The organism is Pseudomonas sp. MWU13-2862 (genome assembly GCF_023242495.1).
Taxonomy (GTDB): Bacteria; Pseudomonadota; Gammaproteobacteria; order Pseudomonadales; family Pseudomonadaceae; genus Aquipseudomonas; species Aquipseudomonas gingeri_D.
On sequence record NZ_JALMEZ010000007.1, the window covers coordinates 381,618 to 399,978 of the forward strand.

At 57.8% G+C, this 18,361-nt stretch carries 16 protein-coding genes; 2 read left to right on the top strand and 14 right to left on the bottom strand.

What is annotated here, in order from left to right:
- Nucleotides 1-13: 13 nt before the first annotated feature.
- From M5C56_RS15455 to M5C56_RS15520, 14 genes are all read right to left on the bottom strand, one after another.
- A complete protein-coding gene (locus M5C56_RS15455; RefSeq protein WP_103494126.1) occupies nucleotides 14-724 on the bottom strand; it encodes a hypothetical protein in 711 nt (236 codons plus the stop codon).
- A gap of 9 nt (nucleotides 725-733) precedes the next feature.
- Nucleotides 734-2,368 (bottom strand): hypothetical protein, encoded by a 1,635-nt coding sequence (locus M5C56_RS15460; RefSeq protein ID WP_103494127.1) that lies wholly within the window; start codon nucleotides 2,366-2,368, stop codon nucleotides 734-736.
- Nucleotides 2,369-2,390: 22 nt separating this feature from the next.
- Nucleotides 2,391-3,455, bottom strand: a complete 1,065-nt coding sequence (locus M5C56_RS15465; RefSeq protein ID WP_103494128.1) for a polyprenyl synthetase family protein — start codon at nucleotides 3,453-3,455, stop codon at nucleotides 2,391-2,393.
- Nucleotides 3,455-4,771, bottom strand: coding sequence for a hypothetical protein (locus tag M5C56_RS15470; RefSeq protein ID WP_103494129.1), 1,317 nt, complete (start codon nucleotides 4,769-4,771; stop codon nucleotides 3,455-3,457). The genes M5C56_RS15465 and M5C56_RS15470 overlap by 1 nt, the downstream gene beginning before the upstream one ends.
- A 24-nt stretch (nucleotides 4,772-4,795) precedes the next feature.
- Complete coding sequence (locus tag M5C56_RS15475; RefSeq protein ID WP_103494130.1) at nucleotides 4,796-5,194, bottom strand: hypothetical protein; 399 nt, start codon at nucleotides 5,192-5,194, stop codon at nucleotides 4,796-4,798.
- 29 nt (nucleotides 5,195-5,223) lie between these two features.
- Nucleotides 5,224-6,165, bottom strand: coding sequence for a hypothetical protein (locus M5C56_RS15480; RefSeq protein ID WP_103494131.1), 942 nt, complete (start codon nucleotides 6,163-6,165; stop codon nucleotides 5,224-5,226).
- Between the two features lie 516 nt (nucleotides 6,166-6,681).
- Nucleotides 6,682-7,464: an SDR family oxidoreductase gene (locus M5C56_RS15485; protein WP_103494132.1), complete on the bottom strand. Its 783-nt coding sequence runs from the start codon at nucleotides 7,462-7,464 to the stop codon at nucleotides 6,682-6,684.
- A 160-nt stretch (nucleotides 7,465-7,624) separates the two neighbouring features.
- Nucleotides 7,625-7,879, bottom strand: coding sequence for a hypothetical protein (locus M5C56_RS15490; protein ID WP_247263183.1), 255 nt, complete (start codon nucleotides 7,877-7,879; stop codon nucleotides 7,625-7,627).
- 5 nt (nucleotides 7,880-7,884) lie between these two features.
- The gene (locus M5C56_RS15495; RefSeq protein WP_103494134.1) at nucleotides 7,885-8,631 is read right to left on the bottom strand and encodes a substrate-binding domain-containing protein; all 747 of its coding nucleotides are present in this window, start codon (nucleotides 8,629-8,631) and stop codon (nucleotides 7,885-7,887) included.
- 165 nt (nucleotides 8,632-8,796) lie between these two features.
- Nucleotides 8,797-9,582 (bottom strand): hypothetical protein, encoded by a 786-nt coding sequence (locus tag M5C56_RS15500; RefSeq protein ID WP_103494135.1) that lies wholly within the window; start codon nucleotides 9,580-9,582, stop codon nucleotides 8,797-8,799.
- Between the two features lie 45 nt (nucleotides 9,583-9,627).
- Nucleotides 9,628-10,791, bottom strand: coding sequence for an MFS transporter (locus M5C56_RS15505; protein WP_103494136.1), 1,164 nt, complete (start codon nucleotides 10,789-10,791; stop codon nucleotides 9,628-9,630).
- On the bottom strand, nucleotides 10,788-11,591 hold the full coding sequence (locus M5C56_RS15510; protein WP_103494137.1) for a hypothetical protein: 804 nt from the start codon (nucleotides 11,589-11,591) through the stop codon (nucleotides 10,788-10,790). Before M5C56_RS15510 ends, M5C56_RS15505 begins: the two co-directional genes overlap by 4 nt.
- 12 nt (nucleotides 11,592-11,603) lie before the next feature.
- Nucleotides 11,604-13,043 carry a radical SAM protein gene (locus M5C56_RS15515; RefSeq protein WP_103494138.1) on the bottom strand — a complete coding sequence of 480 codons (1,440 nt, stop codon included), beginning with the start codon at nucleotides 13,041-13,043 and terminating at the stop codon, nucleotides 11,604-11,606.
- A complete protein-coding gene (locus tag M5C56_RS15520) occupies nucleotides 13,043-15,697 on the bottom strand; it encodes a glycosyltransferase (RefSeq protein ID WP_103494145.1) in 2,655 nt (884 codons plus the stop codon). The genes M5C56_RS15515 and M5C56_RS15520 overlap by 1 nt, the downstream gene beginning before the upstream one ends.
- A 360-nt stretch (nucleotides 15,698-16,057) precedes the next feature.
- Between M5C56_RS15520 and tkt the strand changes: the two genes are divergently transcribed.
- Nucleotides 16,058-18,139 carry a transketolase gene (gene tkt / locus M5C56_RS15525; RefSeq protein WP_103494139.1) on the top strand — a complete coding sequence of 694 codons (2,082 nt, stop codon included), beginning with the start codon at nucleotides 16,058-16,060 and terminating at the stop codon, nucleotides 18,137-18,139.
- Nucleotides 18,140-18,142: 3 nt separating this feature from the next.
- The coding region (locus tag M5C56_RS15530; RefSeq protein WP_247263182.1) for a hypothetical protein at nucleotides 18,143-18,361 on the top strand (219 nt) is incomplete at its 3' end.

The window sequence follows — 18,361 nt, forward strand, 5'->3', positions numbered from 1 at the left end:
GACTCCTTGTCGATCAGATATTGGCCAAGGCCTTGCGGGCCTCTTGGGTGGCGATCTGCGACAGGCTGGCGAGCAGATCGGGATTGGAGATCTCGCTGTTGAGCGCGTCGATGATCTTCTTCTGGTTGGCGTCCTCATTGAGCAACTGGTTGATGGTGGCCTTGAAGACCGTGTCCAGGTCGACGACGATCGTCAGGTTGCCGTTACCGATGACCGGATTGATTGATAACGAGCTGAAGTTGACGACTGTTGTATCGAGCTGTCCATCCACCGCCTCGGTAGCACTGAAGACACCGGTCAAATCATCGACATGGTTGATGGTCAGGCTGATGGTGCCAGGCGGCATGTCGCTGTGGTCCAGCGTGACATGCAGCTCGCCATTGGCCAGAATCTGGTTGGGTACGGTGGCGGGCCGTTGATACCCGTCCTGCGTGTTGGGCTGTTTGGCATGGAAGGTCACCGTGCTGCCGTCGACGACGATCTCGGGGTTGGTTCCACTATCGAACTTCACCTGGCTGTTGCTCAACCCGCGAATATTCAGTTTCTTGATAACGATGTCGATTGGAACCCCTTCGAGCGAGAACGAGCCCAGATCCACTGCGGCGATGGTACGTGGGTCCAGGGCACTACCGTCCGCGTTGTAGAGAATCTTGGACAGGTAGAAGTCGGAAGAGGGCGTCAATAGCATGTTTTCCAGCAGTTGGACGAGTTGACTGTCAGACATGGTGTTCCCCTAGCTGTTGAGTTGGTTGAGGATGGCTTTACGCGCGATTTGGCTGAACTCTTCGGACAGTTGCGGCGCCTGAGCGCTGAGCGCGTTGTTCAACGCGTTGGCAATCTGCGACTGGACTTCGGGTTTCTGGAACAATCTGCCGATGATCTGTTCAAGTGCGGCGTCGTGAGGCGTCAGAGTCACCGACACACCTATCTGGGCGCTGTCCAGACGTGCGCTGATATTGCTGATCGTGAGCGTCAAGTCATTCACGTCGGCGCCTGATGGGGTGATCGTCAGGGCGCTCTGCAAGTTGACCAGGGTCGCGGTCAGGGTGCCCACCAGTGGGACGGGCTTGAAGCCTTGCTGGGTCAGCGAGAACCCGGCGTTCACTTTAAGCGGCGGCGCCGGCGGAACAGGCTGCCTTACCGGCGGACCTGGCCGATCGAGCTGACGCACCGGCCCTTGCGCCAGCCCGCCGAAATTGAGCGTGGCGGCGATCCGCGGTGTGCTGAGCGTGACCGCCGCCAGCGGGGCTTGAGCGTTTGAACCGCCCGTGAGCGTCAGGTTAGTCAACTGAATGTTGGTGTACTTCAGGCCCCCGAGCGTCTGATCGGGTACATTGACCTGAGGGTTGGAATAAGGCTCCAGCACCGGATCCGACGAGGACGCAAGCTGCCACGGGAGATACCAGTTACTGTCCGCTTCGTTCAACGCCACGCGCATGCGATCGAACAGGAACAGGTCCACGGGTGAGGCCGCGTCCTGGCCACTGTCGTCACCGGGCATGCCCTGGGCAGGGAGTGGTCCGAACACACTGGACATGAGGCTCTCGGTCTGTGTGCCGAGCATGTTGTTGACGCTTTGCAGGTTGGAGGGCGAATTCAACATGTTGCTTAACGTGCCGACCATTGCTGCCTGGCCTTCGGGATCGTTGAGCGCGTCCTTGATCGTTTCAATTAACTGATCTTTGCCCGTAAAGTCGCCATCCAGAGTGAGCTGTGTGAAGTTCAGTTTCACCGGACCGCCCTGCACGCCGGTAACTTGCAGTTCGCTCACCGCGATGGCCAGCGAACGCATTGCGGCGCTGCCTTCGATGGTCACGCTGGCCTGCGCGTTCAACATGCTTTCGCTGAACACGACACTGAATGCACCGGTGCCGATGATGTCAGTGGTCGAGGTGTTGGGAGCGTCCCCGATCAGGAGGGACTGGTCGATGTGATAGTTGCCGGACATCGTAAGCTGCGGCAAGTCTTTCTGCCCTGAGGAGGCGTTATAGTAATTGAACAGCAATGGCAGGCTGATGGAGTAGCCTTGGCCCGTGAGTGTGGAGGCCGACGGATTGACGAAGATGTTTTGCAAGCCGTCCACCTGTATTGCTGACAGGCTCAGGTGCGGATACTGCTTGTTAGGATCGGGCACGCAATCTTGCTGGTTCACGATGGACCAATTCTCGGCAAACTGCTCGGCGATATAGCTGCCGTTGTCGCCGGTCAGATAGCCCAGATCCTGCTGGTCGGCATGCAGCGGCAGCACCAGATGGCCATCGCTCCCCTTCATCTGCGCCAGTTGCCTGGGCAGCCACAACTTGGCATTGGCCGGGTCGTTGAGGCACGGTTGCAGGGTGTCGAGAAAAAAGCTCATCAAAGTGCTCATAGGTGCTCCGTTAGGTGCGGTTTCAGCCGTTCAATGGCCGATCAACGACGTGTAGCGTCAATTCCTCCAGAGCATCGCGATATCGGCCTGGAGGAAATGGCTCGAGATAGAACAACGCCTGCAAGGCTTCGCGCCGGGCGGCCGCGTAGGCCTTGTCGATACAGCCGCAATCACGCAAGTCGTCCAATGCATCGCCCAACAGATGACCACTCAATGGCGTGCCTTCGCGCAGTGATTTGCTGATCGCATGTGTCGGGCCCAGCGTCTCCATCGCATAGACCAGCGGCAGCGACAGTCGCCCCAGTGACAGGTCGATACCTGACTGCTTGCCCGCCGAACTTTCGTACTCCACCACATCGAGCACATCGTCCATGATCTGGAACGCGCGACCCAGGGCGCGGCCGAAGAAGCCGCCGCGGCGCGCGTCACGGCTGCGCCCGCCTGCCAGATCGATACCCCCCTGGCAGGCCAGGCGAAACAAGACCGCGGTCTTGCGGTCGATGGTTTGGTAATAGCGTGCCAGGCGTGCATCGTGATCATCGGGCAGGGTCCGATCCAATTCGTCCAACTCGCCCCGGCAGATATCGAACGCGGTATCCAGCACCAACCGCACCAAGGTCATGTCGCGCTCGGTATCCACCGCCGTGGCAAACCCGCGCAGTGCCTGTACGAATTGCAGATCGCCGATCAGTAGTGCGGTCTTGCTACCGCGAGCCGCCGACACCGATGGCAGCCCGCGTCGCAATTGCGCTTCGTCGACGATGTCGTCATGGATCAAGGTGGCCACATGCAGCATCTCCAGCGATGCCGCGCCTTTGTAGACCTTGTCGGGCAGAGCCCCGTCCTGCGCGATTAGCCGTGCCGACAGCAGCATGACCAACGGACGTATCTTTTTCCCGCCGGCAAACATTTGCCGTTCAACGTCGGTGAGATAGGGCGCCTGTGGTTGCAACGCCAGCTCAACTTCTTGCCGGAAGCGCACGAGGTCTTCGGCCAGTAGTTCTTCGCTGATGCGCGCGTACACTGATGCCGACGATGCTATCGGCCGCTGCGGGATGACAGCGGCAATGGAATTGCTTGCCGACATCATGCCTCCTGGCTGGCCAGCGTTCGCAGTACGCGAGTCAGTTGGCTGGCAATGCGGTCTTCGAGGATGCCTCGGATGAAGTTGGCGTTGCCCAGGCGCGAACGCGCGACCTCACCGGCCTGGCCCTGCCACTGCGCCCTGTCAAGGTCCAGTGTCGGTACGCTCAAACTGCTGCGTTGTAACTTGAGCGTCAGCGCGCCATCAGGCTGCTCGCTGAGGGTGAAGACGAAGCGGCTTTCGGCGAGCGAACTGGAGAATGGTCCGCTATGCAGAGGCAAGCGGCGCTTGGGATCATGCAGACGCAATGATTCGGCATAGATGGCTTGCACACGCACTATTGTGTCGGCGTCCATGATAAAACCGTGCTGGACACATAGATCCAGATCGGTATCGTCATGGCTATTGTCGGCAATCCGCGACAGCGCCTCCCTCAGGCTCTGGGTCTGCGACAGGAGATTTGCCTGACTCACGGGTGGGGCTGTATTGACGGTGTCGTAAACAGAAGCTGCGGTCATCGGCAGCACCGTCTGCTGCGTGTTTTGAGTGTTGGTCGAAACTTGTGCCTGAAAGCTCAACGCGGCCAGCGCGGCATCGGGGTAGGGCGTTTGACAAGCGTAATAGACATGAAGCTTCTGCGTGAAAGCATTTCTGTTGTAGGACCACTGCTGAGTACCGAATAGCTTGTCCTGCGGATTTACCGGCATACCCGGTGTATCCAGCGCTAGCGACGTGTAGTCGGACATCTCTGCGGTGGCACCACCCCTTATCCAGGCCGTGCGCAATTGCGAATTGGTATTGAAAATCTCGGTATAGACGTCGTTGTGCTGGTTGAATGTATCCAGCAGCGAGCGACCGTTTGCAGTCTGATTCAATTGGGTGCGCTGATCGTTGGCTTGCTGCAGCTGGTCATACTGTTTCTCGGTGATAGTCGGTGGATCGGTATCATCAGCAGTACCCGCACCAATGGCAAAACTGGTCAGCGGCGCCATCAACCCGCCGGTATCCAATTGCACCCTCGCACTTTCCAGGCCGAACAGGTCATAGGTTCCGCTTAGTTGCATCGGCGCCAGGGTCACCACGATACGACTGGCGTCACGGTCGGGAACGATGGATACCAACTTCACTGGCGACACGGATATGTCGCTGAATGCCAGTAATAATTCGCCGCCGTTGGCATTGCCGGGAATGTCCACGTGGGTGGCCAGCGGATAGGGGCCGCAAGCCGATACCGAAAATTGCCGGGGCAGGGTAGCGGTCAAGGAGGCCGGGCCGGAGGCCGCTGTCAATTTCGGCAGGAAGTCGTCGATAGTAGGCATGCGATGAGTGCTCTCGTAGGCAGATCAGATGCTGGAAGAGGGGGTTGGAGTGGTGATCGCCAGCTTTGCGACGATTTTCAGCATCGGGGTGTTGCCAATGCTGACGCTACCAAAGGTCAGGGCGCTGGGGGCGATGCGGATACCATTGGTATCGTAGTTGGGCACAGAGCCGATGGGCTCGACTTTCCCTTGCAACGCGTCCTTGGGTTTGTCCTTGACCTCTGACGCAATGAGAGTCGCAATGGGATATGCGACTGCAGACAGGATCTTCTGGACCAGGTTTCCAGTCGGCGTCAATTTAAAGGTCAGTGAAGGCACCGACGTTATAGTCGCGCTGATGGCGACGCCATCGACTGCCACGGTCAGGTCGATTTCGGCAGGCGATGGGCTGATAGAGACATCGTAATCAAACATGCTCGACATGCGCGTTGCTCCGGCAAGGATTTTGAGGGTTACAGCAGGGCCGCACCGATGGCACAACCTGCCGCTGCCAGGGCCATGCCTGCCGCGGTGAGGGTGGCCTTCGCATTGAGCGAAGCGCTCAGTTGCGCATTGATGGTCAATGGGGCCACCTGCTTGACTGTGGCCGATAGCGAGGAAATCGAGCCGCTGTAGCTCCAATCGGCCAATTTTTTGAAGTCGCCGCTATCGGAGAATGGATGCCCCTGGTAAGGCTGCAAGAAGGTAGCCATTGCCGTGTTGAGTAACGTATTGCTGGCGATCACGAACACGTCATCGGTGGGCCAGGTAACTCCTTCAATATCAAGCGCACTGGTGTTGCTGGTAAGCGTCGTCGCGCCGAGCAAATAACTTGTAGTCAACTGCAGCTGTATAGGATTGAGCGTCACACCTTTCCAATCGAGACTGGGCAGGTGCACGATTGCCAGCGCCTGATTCGCAGAGGCGAAAATTTGTGGCAACAGCATCAGGTTGAATATGGCTTTGTCCCACGTGGAGAAACGACTCTCGTCCAATGACACCGCTACCAGGTCGAGTGCCAGTGTTCCCGGAGTAAAGGTGAGCGTTGCATAGACCACCACGCTCGGGGCAGTACCGCCTACGGAGGGCGCACTACCCAGCGTGTAGCTGGCCGTCAGCGTCGGCAAGGTGAGCTGGACCATCGGCAAACTGGGCAAAGGGATGCTCTGGGCGCCATTGGCTTTGCCGTTCGGCGCAAGCGCGGCATTCCAGATATCCAGGGTGGGAGGACCAAAAATAAGGCTAGGCGCAGCACCGACATCCCAAGTCAGCGTCACAGCTCCGAGGTTCGGCAGGGTCTTGGGCAGGCTACCCTTGAATGGGTCGTTGGTGCTAGGGGCGTTCTTGTAATACTCGCCCAACAAGGTGTTGAGCTCCGTCACGCTAATGCCTGCGGCCGCGTCGAAATTGGTCATCCCTGTACCTTCCTAATGTATGTGAGCATCCGTCTCACACTCGAATGTAGCAGGTTTTTAAAAAGCCACCTTTTTCAAACGGGAAAATTCAACTTGTTCTTCTGTAGGCGACGATAGCGGTGCTCATTGGGGCGCACACGAACACAAGATAGCTGTTAAAACGACGCCCGACAGCTGCCGCAACCTCAGTGAACGCAGAGTCAATTCAGAGAAGCACGTAGACGGCTGAGCACCTCGTTTAACATAATATACATTATGCGAAGTTATGGATTGAGACCTACGGGCCCTGGCCTGCATAAATCGACGTAACCTCAGGCACCTAAGCCAAGCCACTACGCCGACATGACTGCTTGCGACGGTTCCGCGCTCTGAACCGAGCCGCTTCACCGCCACAGGCAAAAACTCCACAGCAACATCGAGCGACGGTGTCAGCAAGCTGACAAGCAAGCGTTCGCCCGATGCGTCTCACAGAAAACGATAAACGCCAAGGACACCCGTGGCGCGGTGCCAGGCGTATCAGTCCTCCCCGAACATCGCGAGAAAGTTTGGCTGGCCGTTAGATGCGGCCAAACCGCCGTCGACCGGTATGATTACCCCGTTGACGAAGCTGGCGTCATCACTGGCCAGAAACGCAATGACAGCCGCGACCTCTTCCGGTAATGCCTGTCGACCGGCCGGCAGACGGGCGCGAAACGCCGACATGATGGCCTCGTTCTTCTCGATCTCTGCCGTCGCATCGGTGCTGGTGAGGCTGGGAGCGACGGCGTTTACCCGGACGTTCCTAGCGGCGTACTCCAGGGCAAGCGACCGGGTCAGATTGCTGACCGCCCCCTTCGCTGCGTTGTACCCGCTTCCTCCCCAGTCACCACCCAGGCCGGAGGCTGACGATACATTGACGATTGAGCCCTTGGTGGCGAGCAAGTGAGGCAACGCCTCCCGGCAGCCAAAATAGACTCCGTCCAGGTCAGTGGCGATCTGTCGCCGCCAGTCCTCTGTGGAAAGCTGGGCGAATGGGCCAAAGATGGCGAAGCCGGCGTTGTTGACCAGTACGTCCAGCCGGCCGAACTTTGCGACGGTGTCGGCTATGAGCCGCTTGACGTACGTCTCGTCCGAGATGTCGCCAGGATGGAGCATCACCTTGGTCGGATCGGCTCCTTCCACTGTTTTGGCGAGCTTGTGTTCGCGGCGGCCGTTAAGCACCACCGATGCGCCCTCGGACAAGAACCGGCGGGCCGTAGCGGCCCCAATGCCTGTCCCGGCCCCTGTCACGACTACAACTTTGCCTGCGAAACGATTCATGTTGTTTTCCTCCGCGTATGGTTGATGAACACGGGAGTTGACGTTACGGCGGCCAGGCCAAAAAACTTCGCCCTGGCACTGGTACCACCCGTGAGGAGCGTTTCGAGCCACATAGATTAAAGCTCAGAAGCGTTCGAGCATCTCAGCAATTGCTGTACGATCAGCAGCGGCCCTCAAAAAACGCCAAGGACAGAAAATGCGCGCTGAACGTGACGATGACGAACCAAGGGTGACCAGAAAGACTCCGGAACGCCGCCTGGCCTACGAAATCGCGATTGGGATCATTTGGGGTGGTTTGGGACTGGCTGCGATACAAACAGTGCTTGCGCTGATTGCCTGGCAGATCTACATCCACGACGTGAAAGTCGCGTTCGGGATCCCGGGTCACTAGACCTTGCACAATCAACAAGGGCATGGCGCTCATTCCATCCCTTTGGCCTGCAATAAACTCACGGCTTTTTCTTCACCCAACGCCTTGATCAACTCGAGCGAGTCCTTTGCATGCCGAGAACCTTTCGCCATTGCTGCCGTGTAGGTCGTATAGCTCTGGATTTCGGCCGGGAGCGCTCCAACAAACTGGATGCCGGGTACAGCCAATAATTCGCTGATTTGATGAATGGCAACGCTTGCCTCACCGTCGACGAGCTTCGTACCCACCAGCCCACCATTCACCATGACAGCCTTTCTGGCAACCTCTTCAGAAACGCCCAGCTTATCGAATAACCCAGTCAGGTAGATCCCCGATGAGCCTCCAGACTTGGGGTCGATATAAGCAATTTTTGCCTCAGAATGCAGCATGGACTTGAAGTCGTTGACCGTGGAAATCACTGGCTTCGGAGTGTTCAACGGGACGGCCACACCGATACCGACCTTCGCGACGTTCTTCGCAGTATCCTTGTCCAAACTCCCGGCGGCTTCGAACTTGCTGACCAGCGAATCCGTAAGAATCGCCACATCAAAACGTTCCCCTGACTCAATCCTTTTGTTCAGCTCCCCGGCAGTACCGTTAGAAATATTCAGGGTAATATGCTTCGAAGCCTCAAGCTCCGGCGCGATGGCCAATAACACCGGTTTGAATGCTCCCGTGGTCAACACCTTGATTTCAGCGGCTTGCGCACCGTTGAAGGCTGTCAGCAATAAAACAGCGACTGCAAGTTTTGACTTCATAACCCCACCTGAATATCACGCTAGAACCCCGGGGACATCGCCCTCGGCTGAGACAACACTGGGGCCGGATGAGACTAGCCCCGGGGAAAGCTCATTTCAACCAATCCCCTACGCTTGATCAGCCGCCAGAAAAACACACACCAAACCTCTCGGCCAAGCGTCCTTTCAGCCACTGTTGCCGGCGATGGTGATGTAGTCGGTATAGAGCTGCGGAGCGCCAGAAAAAGACGCCAGTTCACGCCACTCGTCGTACATACGCTCACTCTCCTGATGCTCGCGCACGAACGTCAGGGCCTTGTCCGTCGAAACATCCAGCTCAGGGTGGAAGGCGTTCAGGGACTCCAGGCTTTCGATTTCCAGCATGACCGCGTATTGGTCGAGGCGACTGCCGCCCTGCCCTTTGAGCATGTGAAATTTCCAGCCCGGGTAGTCTTCCACCCGGTGAATATTGCCGGTGATGAAATCCTCGAAGGTCTCCGGCGCCACGCCGGAACGCAGGGCCAGGTTGTGAATCCCCACCACGCGGGCCAGCGCTTTGGCCTGATAGTTAGGGCCTTCCGGCAGTGAGCTGTTGGTGTTCTCAGCCACTGTTGAATAGTAGGAGAAGATGGTCGGTAGCTCGGCGAAGGTTGAGAAGGTTTTCCACTCGGCAATCAGAGCCTGTGCCTGCGAATGTTCCCGCCAGAACCCCCGCGCACGGATGGTCTGATCGCCGTTGCGGTCAATATACTGGGCGTACTGTTCCGCGCTGGGTGCCTCCTGCAGCATCAGATACTGATTTTCCCTTTCACCGCGCAACCCTTTCAATAATGTCCAGTGCCAGCCCGGATAAGCCGGGATCCCGACACCGCGTTCGCGCACGAAATTTTCGAAATGCTCAGCCGTAACGCCCTTTTTCAAATTGAGGCCAATGTAATGCAGGCTGAACACCGGACCGGATAATTGACTCATAAAGACTCCATGGATTAACAACGTCAGGACAGACCTGTCATGGCCTCAACGCGCAATGCGTCGGGCACTGGAACAGACCAGCAGCATGATCACCACTCCCGCGCTGAAAGCCGTGGTCAGGCTGGAATGGTGGGCAACAAATCCGATAAGCGCCGGGCCGCTCAACAACCCCGTGTAACCGATAAGGGTCACGGCCGAAAGCGCGAAGCTCGACGGGACATCCGGCTGGTTGCCGGCGGTGGTGAACAGAATCGGGATGATATTGGACAGGCCGATGCCTGCCAGGATGAACCCGGCGAGGGCCACACCAGGGAGATCGATCGAGACGATCAGCAGCAGCCCGACTGCGGCACATGAACCGCCCAGCATCAGCATGCGTTGCCGGCCGAACGCGTTGACCAGGCTATCGCCGTACAACCTGCCCAGCGCGACGGCGATGGCATAAAGGGTGTAGCCAAAACCGGCGTGGCTTTTTTCCATGCCACGCTCCGTATGAAGGAACACAGCCGACCAGTCCAGCATCGCGCCCTCAATCAGGAAGATGAAAAAGCACAACACGGCAATAAACAGAATCCCCGGGTGTGAGAGCGCCTGAAACGTACCGCCAGACTCACCGCTTTCCTGCGGCCGCTTGGCGAGCAGATGACTGGAAGCCGTCATCACCACAAGCGCAATCAGCAGCACGATCAGGAAAATGGCTTGCAGAGGCATCAGCCCAGCCCACAGCAGCAGACTGACGCCCCCTGCCCCGGCGACACAGCCAATGCTGTAGAAACCGTGAAATCCGGACATCCTCGCCTGCCCGCTGTCACGTTCGACAATCACCGCCTGGGCATTCATCGACACATCCAACAGGCCGTTGACCGCGCCAAAAACCAGCAATGCGCCGCCAATCTCCACGGCAGAGGTGGCGTGCATCATGAACGGCAGGATCAAACAGAAGACCGCTGCGCAGGCAAGGATCAGCGTCCGACAGCCGAGCCTGGCGATGGCGCGCCCGGTAAAGGGCATTACCAGCATGGAGCCCGCCGCAATACAAAACAGCAGCAGGCCCAGCGTGCCGTCATCAATATCGAGCCGGGCTTTGACAAATGGAATCAACGGCGCCCAGGACGCCATGCCCAGCCCGGCAATAAAGAAGATGCCCCGTGTGGCGTTCTGCTGACGAAGATTCGAGCCGCTCTGCAAGAGGGATACATTTGTACTCACAGGCTTTGCGCCACTGACAGATAGTCGGTATAGATCTGCGGCGAGCCGGAAAACGAGGCCAGTTGCTTCCACTCTTCGTACATCTGCTTGGTGTCCCGGTGTGCCCGGGCAAATTTCGCCGCTTCATCGGTGGCGATATCCGGCTCCGGATAAAACACATCGAGCGCCTTCAGGCTCGCGATCTCCATCAGCACCACGTACTGGTCCAGACGGTTGCCCCGCTCGCCTTTGAGCAAGCGGAATTTCCAGTCCGGATAGTCCTCGATGCGGTGGTGGTTTTGCGCAATAAAGGTCTCGAAGGTCTGCGCCTGGACATCGGGGCGCAACGCGAGATTGTGGATACCGATAACCCGCGCGACAGGCTCCTCCCCTGCCCGCTCCTGGTAACGCGGGCCATGGGGCACGGTGCTTTTGCTGTTTTCCGCCAGCAGCCGATAATCGGTGTAAAGGGTGGGTAGCTCGCTGAAGGTAGCGTAACGCTTCCACTCCCCGAGAATATCCAGCGCTTCGGGATGTTCACGCCAGAACTGGTGGGCCAGTTCTGTTTTATTACCATCCGCGGCCATATAACAATCGCGCTGCGCGGCGCTGTCGATCTCAAACAGCATCAGGTATTGCCCTGCCCGTTCGCCCCGCAACCCGCGTAACAAGGTCCAGCTCCAGCCCGGATAGCTGGGAATATGTACGCCCTTGTGGCGAACAAAGTGCTCAAACTGTTCTGGCGTCACGCCGGCTTCAGTGTCGATAGCAATGTAGTAGAGGCTGAAGACCGGCACGGACGAGCTTTTTTGCTGTTCCATCGGATACCTCCCTCAGGCTTGCGGCGTCACGAACTGGGTGTTGATGACGGCTTCGACCAGCGTTACGCCGTTGGGCGTCAGGCTGACCAGATCGCCATCGACACTGACGAGAGCCTTGTCGACCAGGGTTTTGAGCGTGCCGCCGATAATCGGATTGTCGTAAAAGCTTCTGCCTTCAAAACGCTGTTTGAAGACCTGGTCATTCACTGGAATCAGCGTGGAAAGTGCCATTTTGAAAGCATTCACTTCGCGCTGGAGCGGCGAGAACCCCCGGCTTTCATCAATCGGCAGGCGGCCTTCATCAAGTGCCTGCTTGTACTTGTTGTAGCCGGTGATATTGATGGCTTCGGAGCCCGTGCATTTCGAGCTGCCACCAAGACCGATCGCCACTTCCGGGTACTGTTTATCGAGATCGGTGATAAGCCCCTTCCATTTCTCCGGTTGTCGATGGTTCTGGTGGAAGTACATGGTCGGGTGTTCGCGATAACCGGATGACAGGTGCTGCTCCACCAGCTCGCGCATCTGATACTGCTTGCCAAGACCCGGGAAGCTCATGTCGTTGACACTGATCAGCCCTTTTCTCTGCCAGTGGCTTTCTTTCTCTCCCGACACGCCGGTACGGGTTTTCATGAACTCCTCCATGTGCAGCTTGCTGATGACCACATGGGAAAGCTCGAGCTCGAGGGACTTCTCCATGTCGTATTTCACGTCATCCACGCTTTGGCCGAGCATGCCGTAGATAAGGTCGACGCTGACCCAGTCCAGGCCGATTTCACGGGCGTGATGGATGGTTTCCACGCACTCGTCAGCGGAGTGCATACGACCGCAGGCCGAGATGATACGGTCATTGAAGGATTGGGTGCCGAAGCTGATTTTGCTGAACCCCAGCTCCTTCAACAGCGACAGGTAGGGTTTGTTCAGGGTGCCCGGTTCGCCCTCAAAACGCAGGGTGGCGGCCGAGAAGTTGAAATGGCTCCGGTAGAACGCCATCAGACGACGCAGTTCCTGCTCAGGCAGCAGTGACGGCGTACCGCCAAAGATGTTGAATTCGCCCACTTCAGCCTGAGCCAGACCGGGGACTTTCTGGAGCCACATCGTGGCCTCTTTGATGTTGTAATCCACCAGGTCCCGGAACACCTGCTGCGACGAGGCGGCCTTGGGGTTCAGGATAACCGTCGGATACTGGCAAAAATGGCAACGGTAGCGGCAGGTGGGAATATAGGCCCAGAGGTGAATCTGCCTGGCCTGCTTGATATCGCGATCCATGTCGGCAAAAAAAGAGGACAGCGGATAGTCGGGGATATCGCCAGGAAAAACATGGCAGCCGAACGGGTCGTTGAACACGTACTCCAGAAAGGCGCTGTTGTCGGGGCGCGAGAGAAAGTCGTAGACCCGTGGCGTCGGATAGTTCAAGTCGATATCGTTCAGTGAGCCCAGCGCTTCGCCATTCATCAGAATACCCCTCCGTTCGCAAAGTAGTTATGGGCTTCACCGGACTCGCGGTCTTCGGCGAAGTAGTAGACAAAGCGCTCGAAGTCTTCCGGTTTGACCCCATCGAAGCAGGCCGGCAATGGCGGCGGGAAACCGATGTCCTCGCCGACGGCACGGCGCAGGGCACTGAAGATCTCCTCGCGGAACTCGAAATAGAGGCGATAGGACGGGGTCTTGTAGGCGTGAATCGGTTTGAAATCGATGACCCGCGAGCCCTGTTTGATTTCATCGATACGCTGATACATACGATCGGCCACCGGCTCGCTGAAAAACTCACGTACAGCCGGGCTTTCCAGCAGAATCCGCGGGTTGAGCAGCGCCGGCAGCACGATGTTTTTGGGCACATAGTCCTTGATCGAGTAGTCCCAGGCCTGTTGCGACTGCACAGGCGTGGTGTCCCGCAGCGTTGGGGTTTGCTCTTCGACGTCGGGGCGTACGTCCTTCATGATGATGATTCCGTCCTGCCCATAGGCGTTGCCGGTAATCACCTCATCCAGAATGGTATCCACACGACGGCTGTTGATCTCGATACGGGAATCGTGGGCGTAGACCGGCTTACCGCCCCAGGCGATCACCCGGATCCCGAAATCCCAGTCATCGGAGAGGTGTTCGACAAAGCGGCCCTTGTCCAACTGGTAGAAAATCTCGATGCCGCCCACTTTGTCGTAGAGGCCCCGCTCGACGGCAAACCCCTTGCCGTCCGGAAAACCGCCAAACAGTGAAAATGACATCTCGCGGCAGCGCAGGGTCTTCTGGATCTCGTTGAGCAGGTTCGGCCGATGGCGAAAGGACGCTTCGTTGTAATAGTAATTACAGGTGCCCAGATCGCCGTTCTCCTCGAGCATTTTTTCAATCAGCGCGTGCAGCCAGTAAGGGTCCACGGTGCAGTCCGCATCGGCGGAAGCAATGTAGTGTTTATTCTTGACTCCCAGGCGGATGTCGCGCTGTTTTGAACGCAAGGAGGCATAGTCCATGCCGCGTTTTCTGGCAGATGAAACACCTTGGGTGGTCTCCTGGATAACGTGAATATCCAAGGTCGGGTTTTCAGCCTTGAAGGCGTTGATTTTTTTTACCGAGTCATCCGTGGAGTTGTTATCCACGATGATCAGTTCATAGGTGGCGTGGGTAATCAGGCCACCCCGTGTTTTCTGATTGAATAAAGAATCCAGCACACTATCGATGCGATCACTTTCGTTATAAACCGGCAGCACAACCGAGACAAAGACAGCCTCACGCATATTTCCTCCAGAAGGACTCAAGTCCAGCATGCCAATGACGTTATTGGAGAGCACCTGCTGACCGATGGTGAAGTTTTTATGAGCCATTTCAGCCATCAGCGTCTTGTTATTCAGCAACTGATAGACATCGTCAATAAAGTCATCATCAGGCAGGCCATCCTGCTCTTCCGCGATCGACATGACCGGCGCTTCAAAACCATGCTGGCCATAGACTTCCTGATAATATTCGTAGCGGCTCGTGATATAGCAGCGCCGGCTGCTGATCGCCTCCCCCACGGGATTGCCGTAGCTGTCATACCCCCAGGAAGTGAGAAAGGAAACCAGGTCGCAGGAGTAATACAAATCCTCAATGGTCGTGGACTTTTCCTTCGTCGGCATAGAGTCATGGAGCAGTGAGCCGATGAACTTGATAAAGCCCTCGACTTGTAGCTCCCGGGCCAGTTTATTCAAGGCTTCAAAATAGCCAGGATGTTCATGGGGATCGCCGGCGACCGCGAGATACACTCTTCGGCGGCTACCGTTCCGGGCAAAAAGCGCGTTCAACCGATGGACCAGGTGGATATCCCTGTCCTGTCGTTTTTGCGGAATGATGCGGGTCGTGCGGGCAATCAGGACGTCGCTGTCGCGGATATCCAGGCTTTCCTTGATGTTCGTGCAGGTCCCCTGCCCGCTGAAATCATAGGTATTCTTCCTGACCTTGACGTCGATGGCGTGATCGCACCATTCCTCGAGTTTGTTCTTCAGGTGCTGATTGAGGGTCACATAGGTAATGTAGCGGGATTGAACCGGCTTGACGGCATGGGGATACGGCTCCGGACCGTATTTCATCACAGTCTTCTCACTGTTCCACATCAGGTCATGATCGCGCCAGATAACGAAATTCCCCAGGCCATGCTTTTGCCCATAGGCGTCGATGGCCAGGTACAAGGCTTGGGTGTAAATAATGTTTTCCGGCAACGTTCCGTTTTCAACGATCACATAACGGATATCCAGTGTTTCCCAAAACTGCACCATTCGATGAGCCAGTGCCTGTGACGACTCGCGAATGGCGATTAAAAGCCGTTCCTGCTCTTCTGGAGAAACCGCGGTCTTTTGACCGATCAAGACACTGTGCGAATACTCTATGAAATCCCGGCTGTAATGCGGGACAGTCTCTATGTCTTCGATGCGAACCAGGGTAAACACGCCCTGATAGATATTTTTCTCGTGATCATAAGGCCTGTTGAAATTGCCTTTGTCGATCTTGATGTCATAGCCCAGGTCGAGATAGGACGTAATCTCACTCTGCTCAAGGCACTTGGCCATCTTTAATGCTTCAACCGTAATGCCCGATACCGCGACAGCATCAAATGATATAAATATGGCTCCAGCATGCATGCTCATACCCCTCAAACCAATAGGAAGTCATTGATTACCACGCACTCGAAACGGCTAGCCTTGAATCATGCTTTATCCATTTTTTGTTTTATGAGAGGGTCATATGTAACCTCTCGAAATTAAAATACTCGTCTGTACGAGTCGAATCAACAACTCATACAGACGAGTTTTGGTTTTATTTATTCATGGCCCGGAAATGGGGGACAGGACGTATCCAGCTTCCAGAGTGGTGTAAATCGGCCAGACTTCCCGAATGGCCCAACGGGCTTGAAATAAATGAAACCCTTCGGCACCTGACTGATCCACTGATAAGCGACATACCAGTCCCCCACCTTCTCTTCACCTCACCGAGAGACCACCATGTCCAGCGAACTCGACCAGCAATGCATTGACACTCTGCGTTTCCTATCGGTGGATATGGTGCAAAAGGCCGACAGCGGCCATCCCGGTTTGCCCCTCGGCGCCGCGCCGATGGCCTATGTGTTGTGGACCCGCTGGCTGAGGTTCAACCCGCACAATCCGCAGTGGCCTGACCGCGATCGTTTCGTGCTCAGCGCCGGGCACGGTTCGGCGTTGCTCTACAGCCTGCTGCACCTCAGTGGCTACGCGCTGACGCTGGACGACATCAAGCAGTTCCGCCAATGGGGCAGCAAGACGCCGGGACATCCCGAGCGCGGGCACACCCCCGGCGTGGAAACCACCACCGGGCCGCTGGGCCAGGGCCTGGCCAACGCGGTCGGCATGGCGATGGCCGAGGCGCAACTGGCGGCGATCTACAACCGTCCCGGTCACACGGTCGTCGATCACCATACCTACGCGCTCGTCGGCGATGGCGACCTGATGGAGGGCGTGGCCAGCGAAGCCGCCTCACTCGCCGGCCACCTGGGGCTGAGCAAGCTCACCTGCCTCTACGATGACAACGCCGTCACCCTCGCCGCCGGCACGGCCATGACGTTCTCCGAAAATCGCGCGGCGCGCTTCGAGGCCTACGGCTGGCACACGGTGTCGGTGGAAGATGGTAACGATCTCGGCGCAATACATGCCGCCTTGCAGGCGGCGCGGGAGCAAACGACGCGGCCGTCGTTGATTCTGGTGCGCACCCATATTGGCTACGGCTCACCCGAGCAGGACAGTTTCAAGGCCCACGGCTCGCCCCTCGGCGTGGACGCCGTGCGCAAGACCAAGGAAAAGCTGGGCTGGCCCACCGAGCCGGATTTCCTGATACCCGACGCCGCCTTGGCGCACTTTCGCCAGGCCGTGGAACGCGGGGCACGCAATGAAGCGGATTGGTGTGTGCGCATGGACGCCTACACCCAGGCCTTTGCAGAACTCTCCCAGGAACTGCAGCAGCGCCTGGGCGGCGAACTGCCGTCAGGCTGGGATGCGGACATTCCCGTGTTTCCCGCCGATGCCAAGGGCCTGGCCACACGCGATGCCGGCGCCAAGGTGATGAACGCCATCGCCCCGCGGCTACCGGCACTGAGCGGGGGCTCCGCCGACCTCGATCCTTCGACAAAAACCGTGCTCAAGGGCCTCGGCGACTTCAACCCTGCGCCAATGACAGGCACCGATCAACAAGGCTCCGACGCCAGCGGCTGGAGCCAGGTCGGTCGCAACCTGCACTTCGGCGTACGCGAACATGCCATGGGCGCCATCGTCAACGGTTTGGCCGCCCATGGCGGTTTCATCGCCTACGGCGCGACCTTCCTGGTCTTCTCCGACTATATGCGCCCGCCCCTGCGCCTGGCAGCTCTGATGGGCCTGCACGTGGTGCATGTGTTCACCCACGACAGTCTGGCCCTCGGCGAGGACGGCCCGACCCATCAGCCGGTCGAACACCTGGCGAGCCTGCGCGCCATCCCGAACCTGCTGTTGATCCGCCCCGCCGACGCCAATGAAACCGCGGTGGCCTGGCAGGTCGCCATGACTACCCGTGACCGCCCTGTCCTGCTGGTCCTGACCCGGCAAGCATTGCCTACCCTGGACCGCAACCGCTATGCCGCGGCCGATGGGTTGCGGCGCGGGGCCTATGTGTTGAACGACAAGGCGAGCCGTGAGCCCGAGTTGATCTTGATCGCCAGCGGCTCGGAAGTCGCCTTGATCCTGGCGGCGGGCGAACGCCTGGAGGGTGAAGGCATCGCCGTGCGTTGTGTCTCGATGCCCAGCTGGGAGTTGTTCGAGGCCCTGCCCCAGGCCGAGCGCGACGCCGTGCTGCCGCCTTCGGTCGGCGCGCGACTGGCGGTCGAATTGGGCGTGCGTCAAGGCTGGGAGCGCTATATTGGTAGTGATGGCGACATGTTGGGGGTGGAGCGATTCGGCGCCTCGGCACCGGCCGATGTCCTGCTGCGCGAATACGGCTTTACCCTCGACAATGTCTGCGCCCGCGCCAAGGCATTGCTGGCACGGCCGTCATCAGCAGGCACAACCCCGGAAAGAGGCTAAATCGTGAACAAACAAGACACCGCCTTCTACAGTCTCCTGAATGAAATCGCCCAGGGCAAAAGTGAGATCAAGGATCCTGCCGAGGTCGACACGCTGGAACGCTTGATCAGCTTCAACTATGCGCAAGCGCTGGCCGACGTCAGCCATCCGCAACTGGTCTACAGCGGTGCTCAAATGACCCCCATGGGAAGAGCTTTCCTGGCGGAATGCAGGGCAGCAGAA

Excerpts from the sequence above, each read along its gene's own strand:
- M5C56_RS15455 (WP_103494126.1), bottom strand. The coding sequence starts at position 724 with ATGTCTGACAGTCAACTCGTCCAACTGCTGGAAAACATGCTATTGACG.
- M5C56_RS15460 (WP_103494127.1), bottom strand. The coding sequence starts at position 2,368 with ATGAGCACTTTGATGAGCTTTTTTCTCGACACCCTGCAACCGTGCCTC.
- M5C56_RS15465 (WP_103494128.1), bottom strand. The coding sequence starts at position 3,455 with ATGTCGGCAAGCAATTCCATTGCCGCTGTCATCCCGCAGCGGCCGATA.
- M5C56_RS15470 (WP_103494129.1), bottom strand. The coding sequence starts at position 4,771 with ATGCCTACTATCGACGACTTCCTGCCGAAATTGACAGCGGCCTCCGGC.
- M5C56_RS15475 (WP_103494130.1), bottom strand. The coding sequence starts at position 5,194 with ATGTCGAGCATGTTTGATTACGATGTCTCTATCAGCCCATCGCCTGCC.
- M5C56_RS15480 (WP_103494131.1), bottom strand. The coding sequence starts at position 6,165 with ATGACCAATTTCGACGCGGCCGCAGGCATTAGCGTGACGGAGCTCAAC.
- M5C56_RS15485 (WP_103494132.1), bottom strand. The coding sequence starts at position 7,464 with ATGAATCGTTTCGCAGGCAAAGTTGTAGTCGTGACAGGGGCCGGGACA.
- M5C56_RS15490 (WP_247263183.1), bottom strand. The coding sequence starts at position 7,879 with ATGCCCTTGTTGATTGTGCAAGGTCTAGTGACCCGGGATCCCGAACGC.
- M5C56_RS15495 (WP_103494134.1), bottom strand. The coding sequence starts at position 8,631 with ATGAAGTCAAAACTTGCAGTCGCTGTTTTATTGCTGACAGCCTTCAAC.
- M5C56_RS15500 (WP_103494135.1), bottom strand. The coding sequence starts at position 9,582 with ATGAGTCAATTATCCGGTCCGGTGTTCAGCCTGCATTACATTGGCCTC.
- M5C56_RS15510 (WP_103494137.1), bottom strand. The coding sequence starts at position 11,591 with ATGGAACAGCAAAAAAGCTCGTCCGTGCCGGTCTTCAGCCTCTACTAC.
- M5C56_RS15515 (WP_103494138.1), bottom strand. The coding sequence starts at position 13,043 with ATGAATGGCGAAGCGCTGGGCTCACTGAACGATATCGACTTGAACTAT.
- M5C56_RS15520 (WP_103494145.1), bottom strand. The coding sequence starts at position 15,697 with ATGCATGCTGGAGCCATATTTATATCATTTGATGCTGTCGCGGTATCG.
- tkt (WP_103494139.1), top strand. The coding sequence starts at position 16,058 with ATGTCCAGCGAACTCGACCAGCAATGCATTGACACTCTGCGTTTCCTA.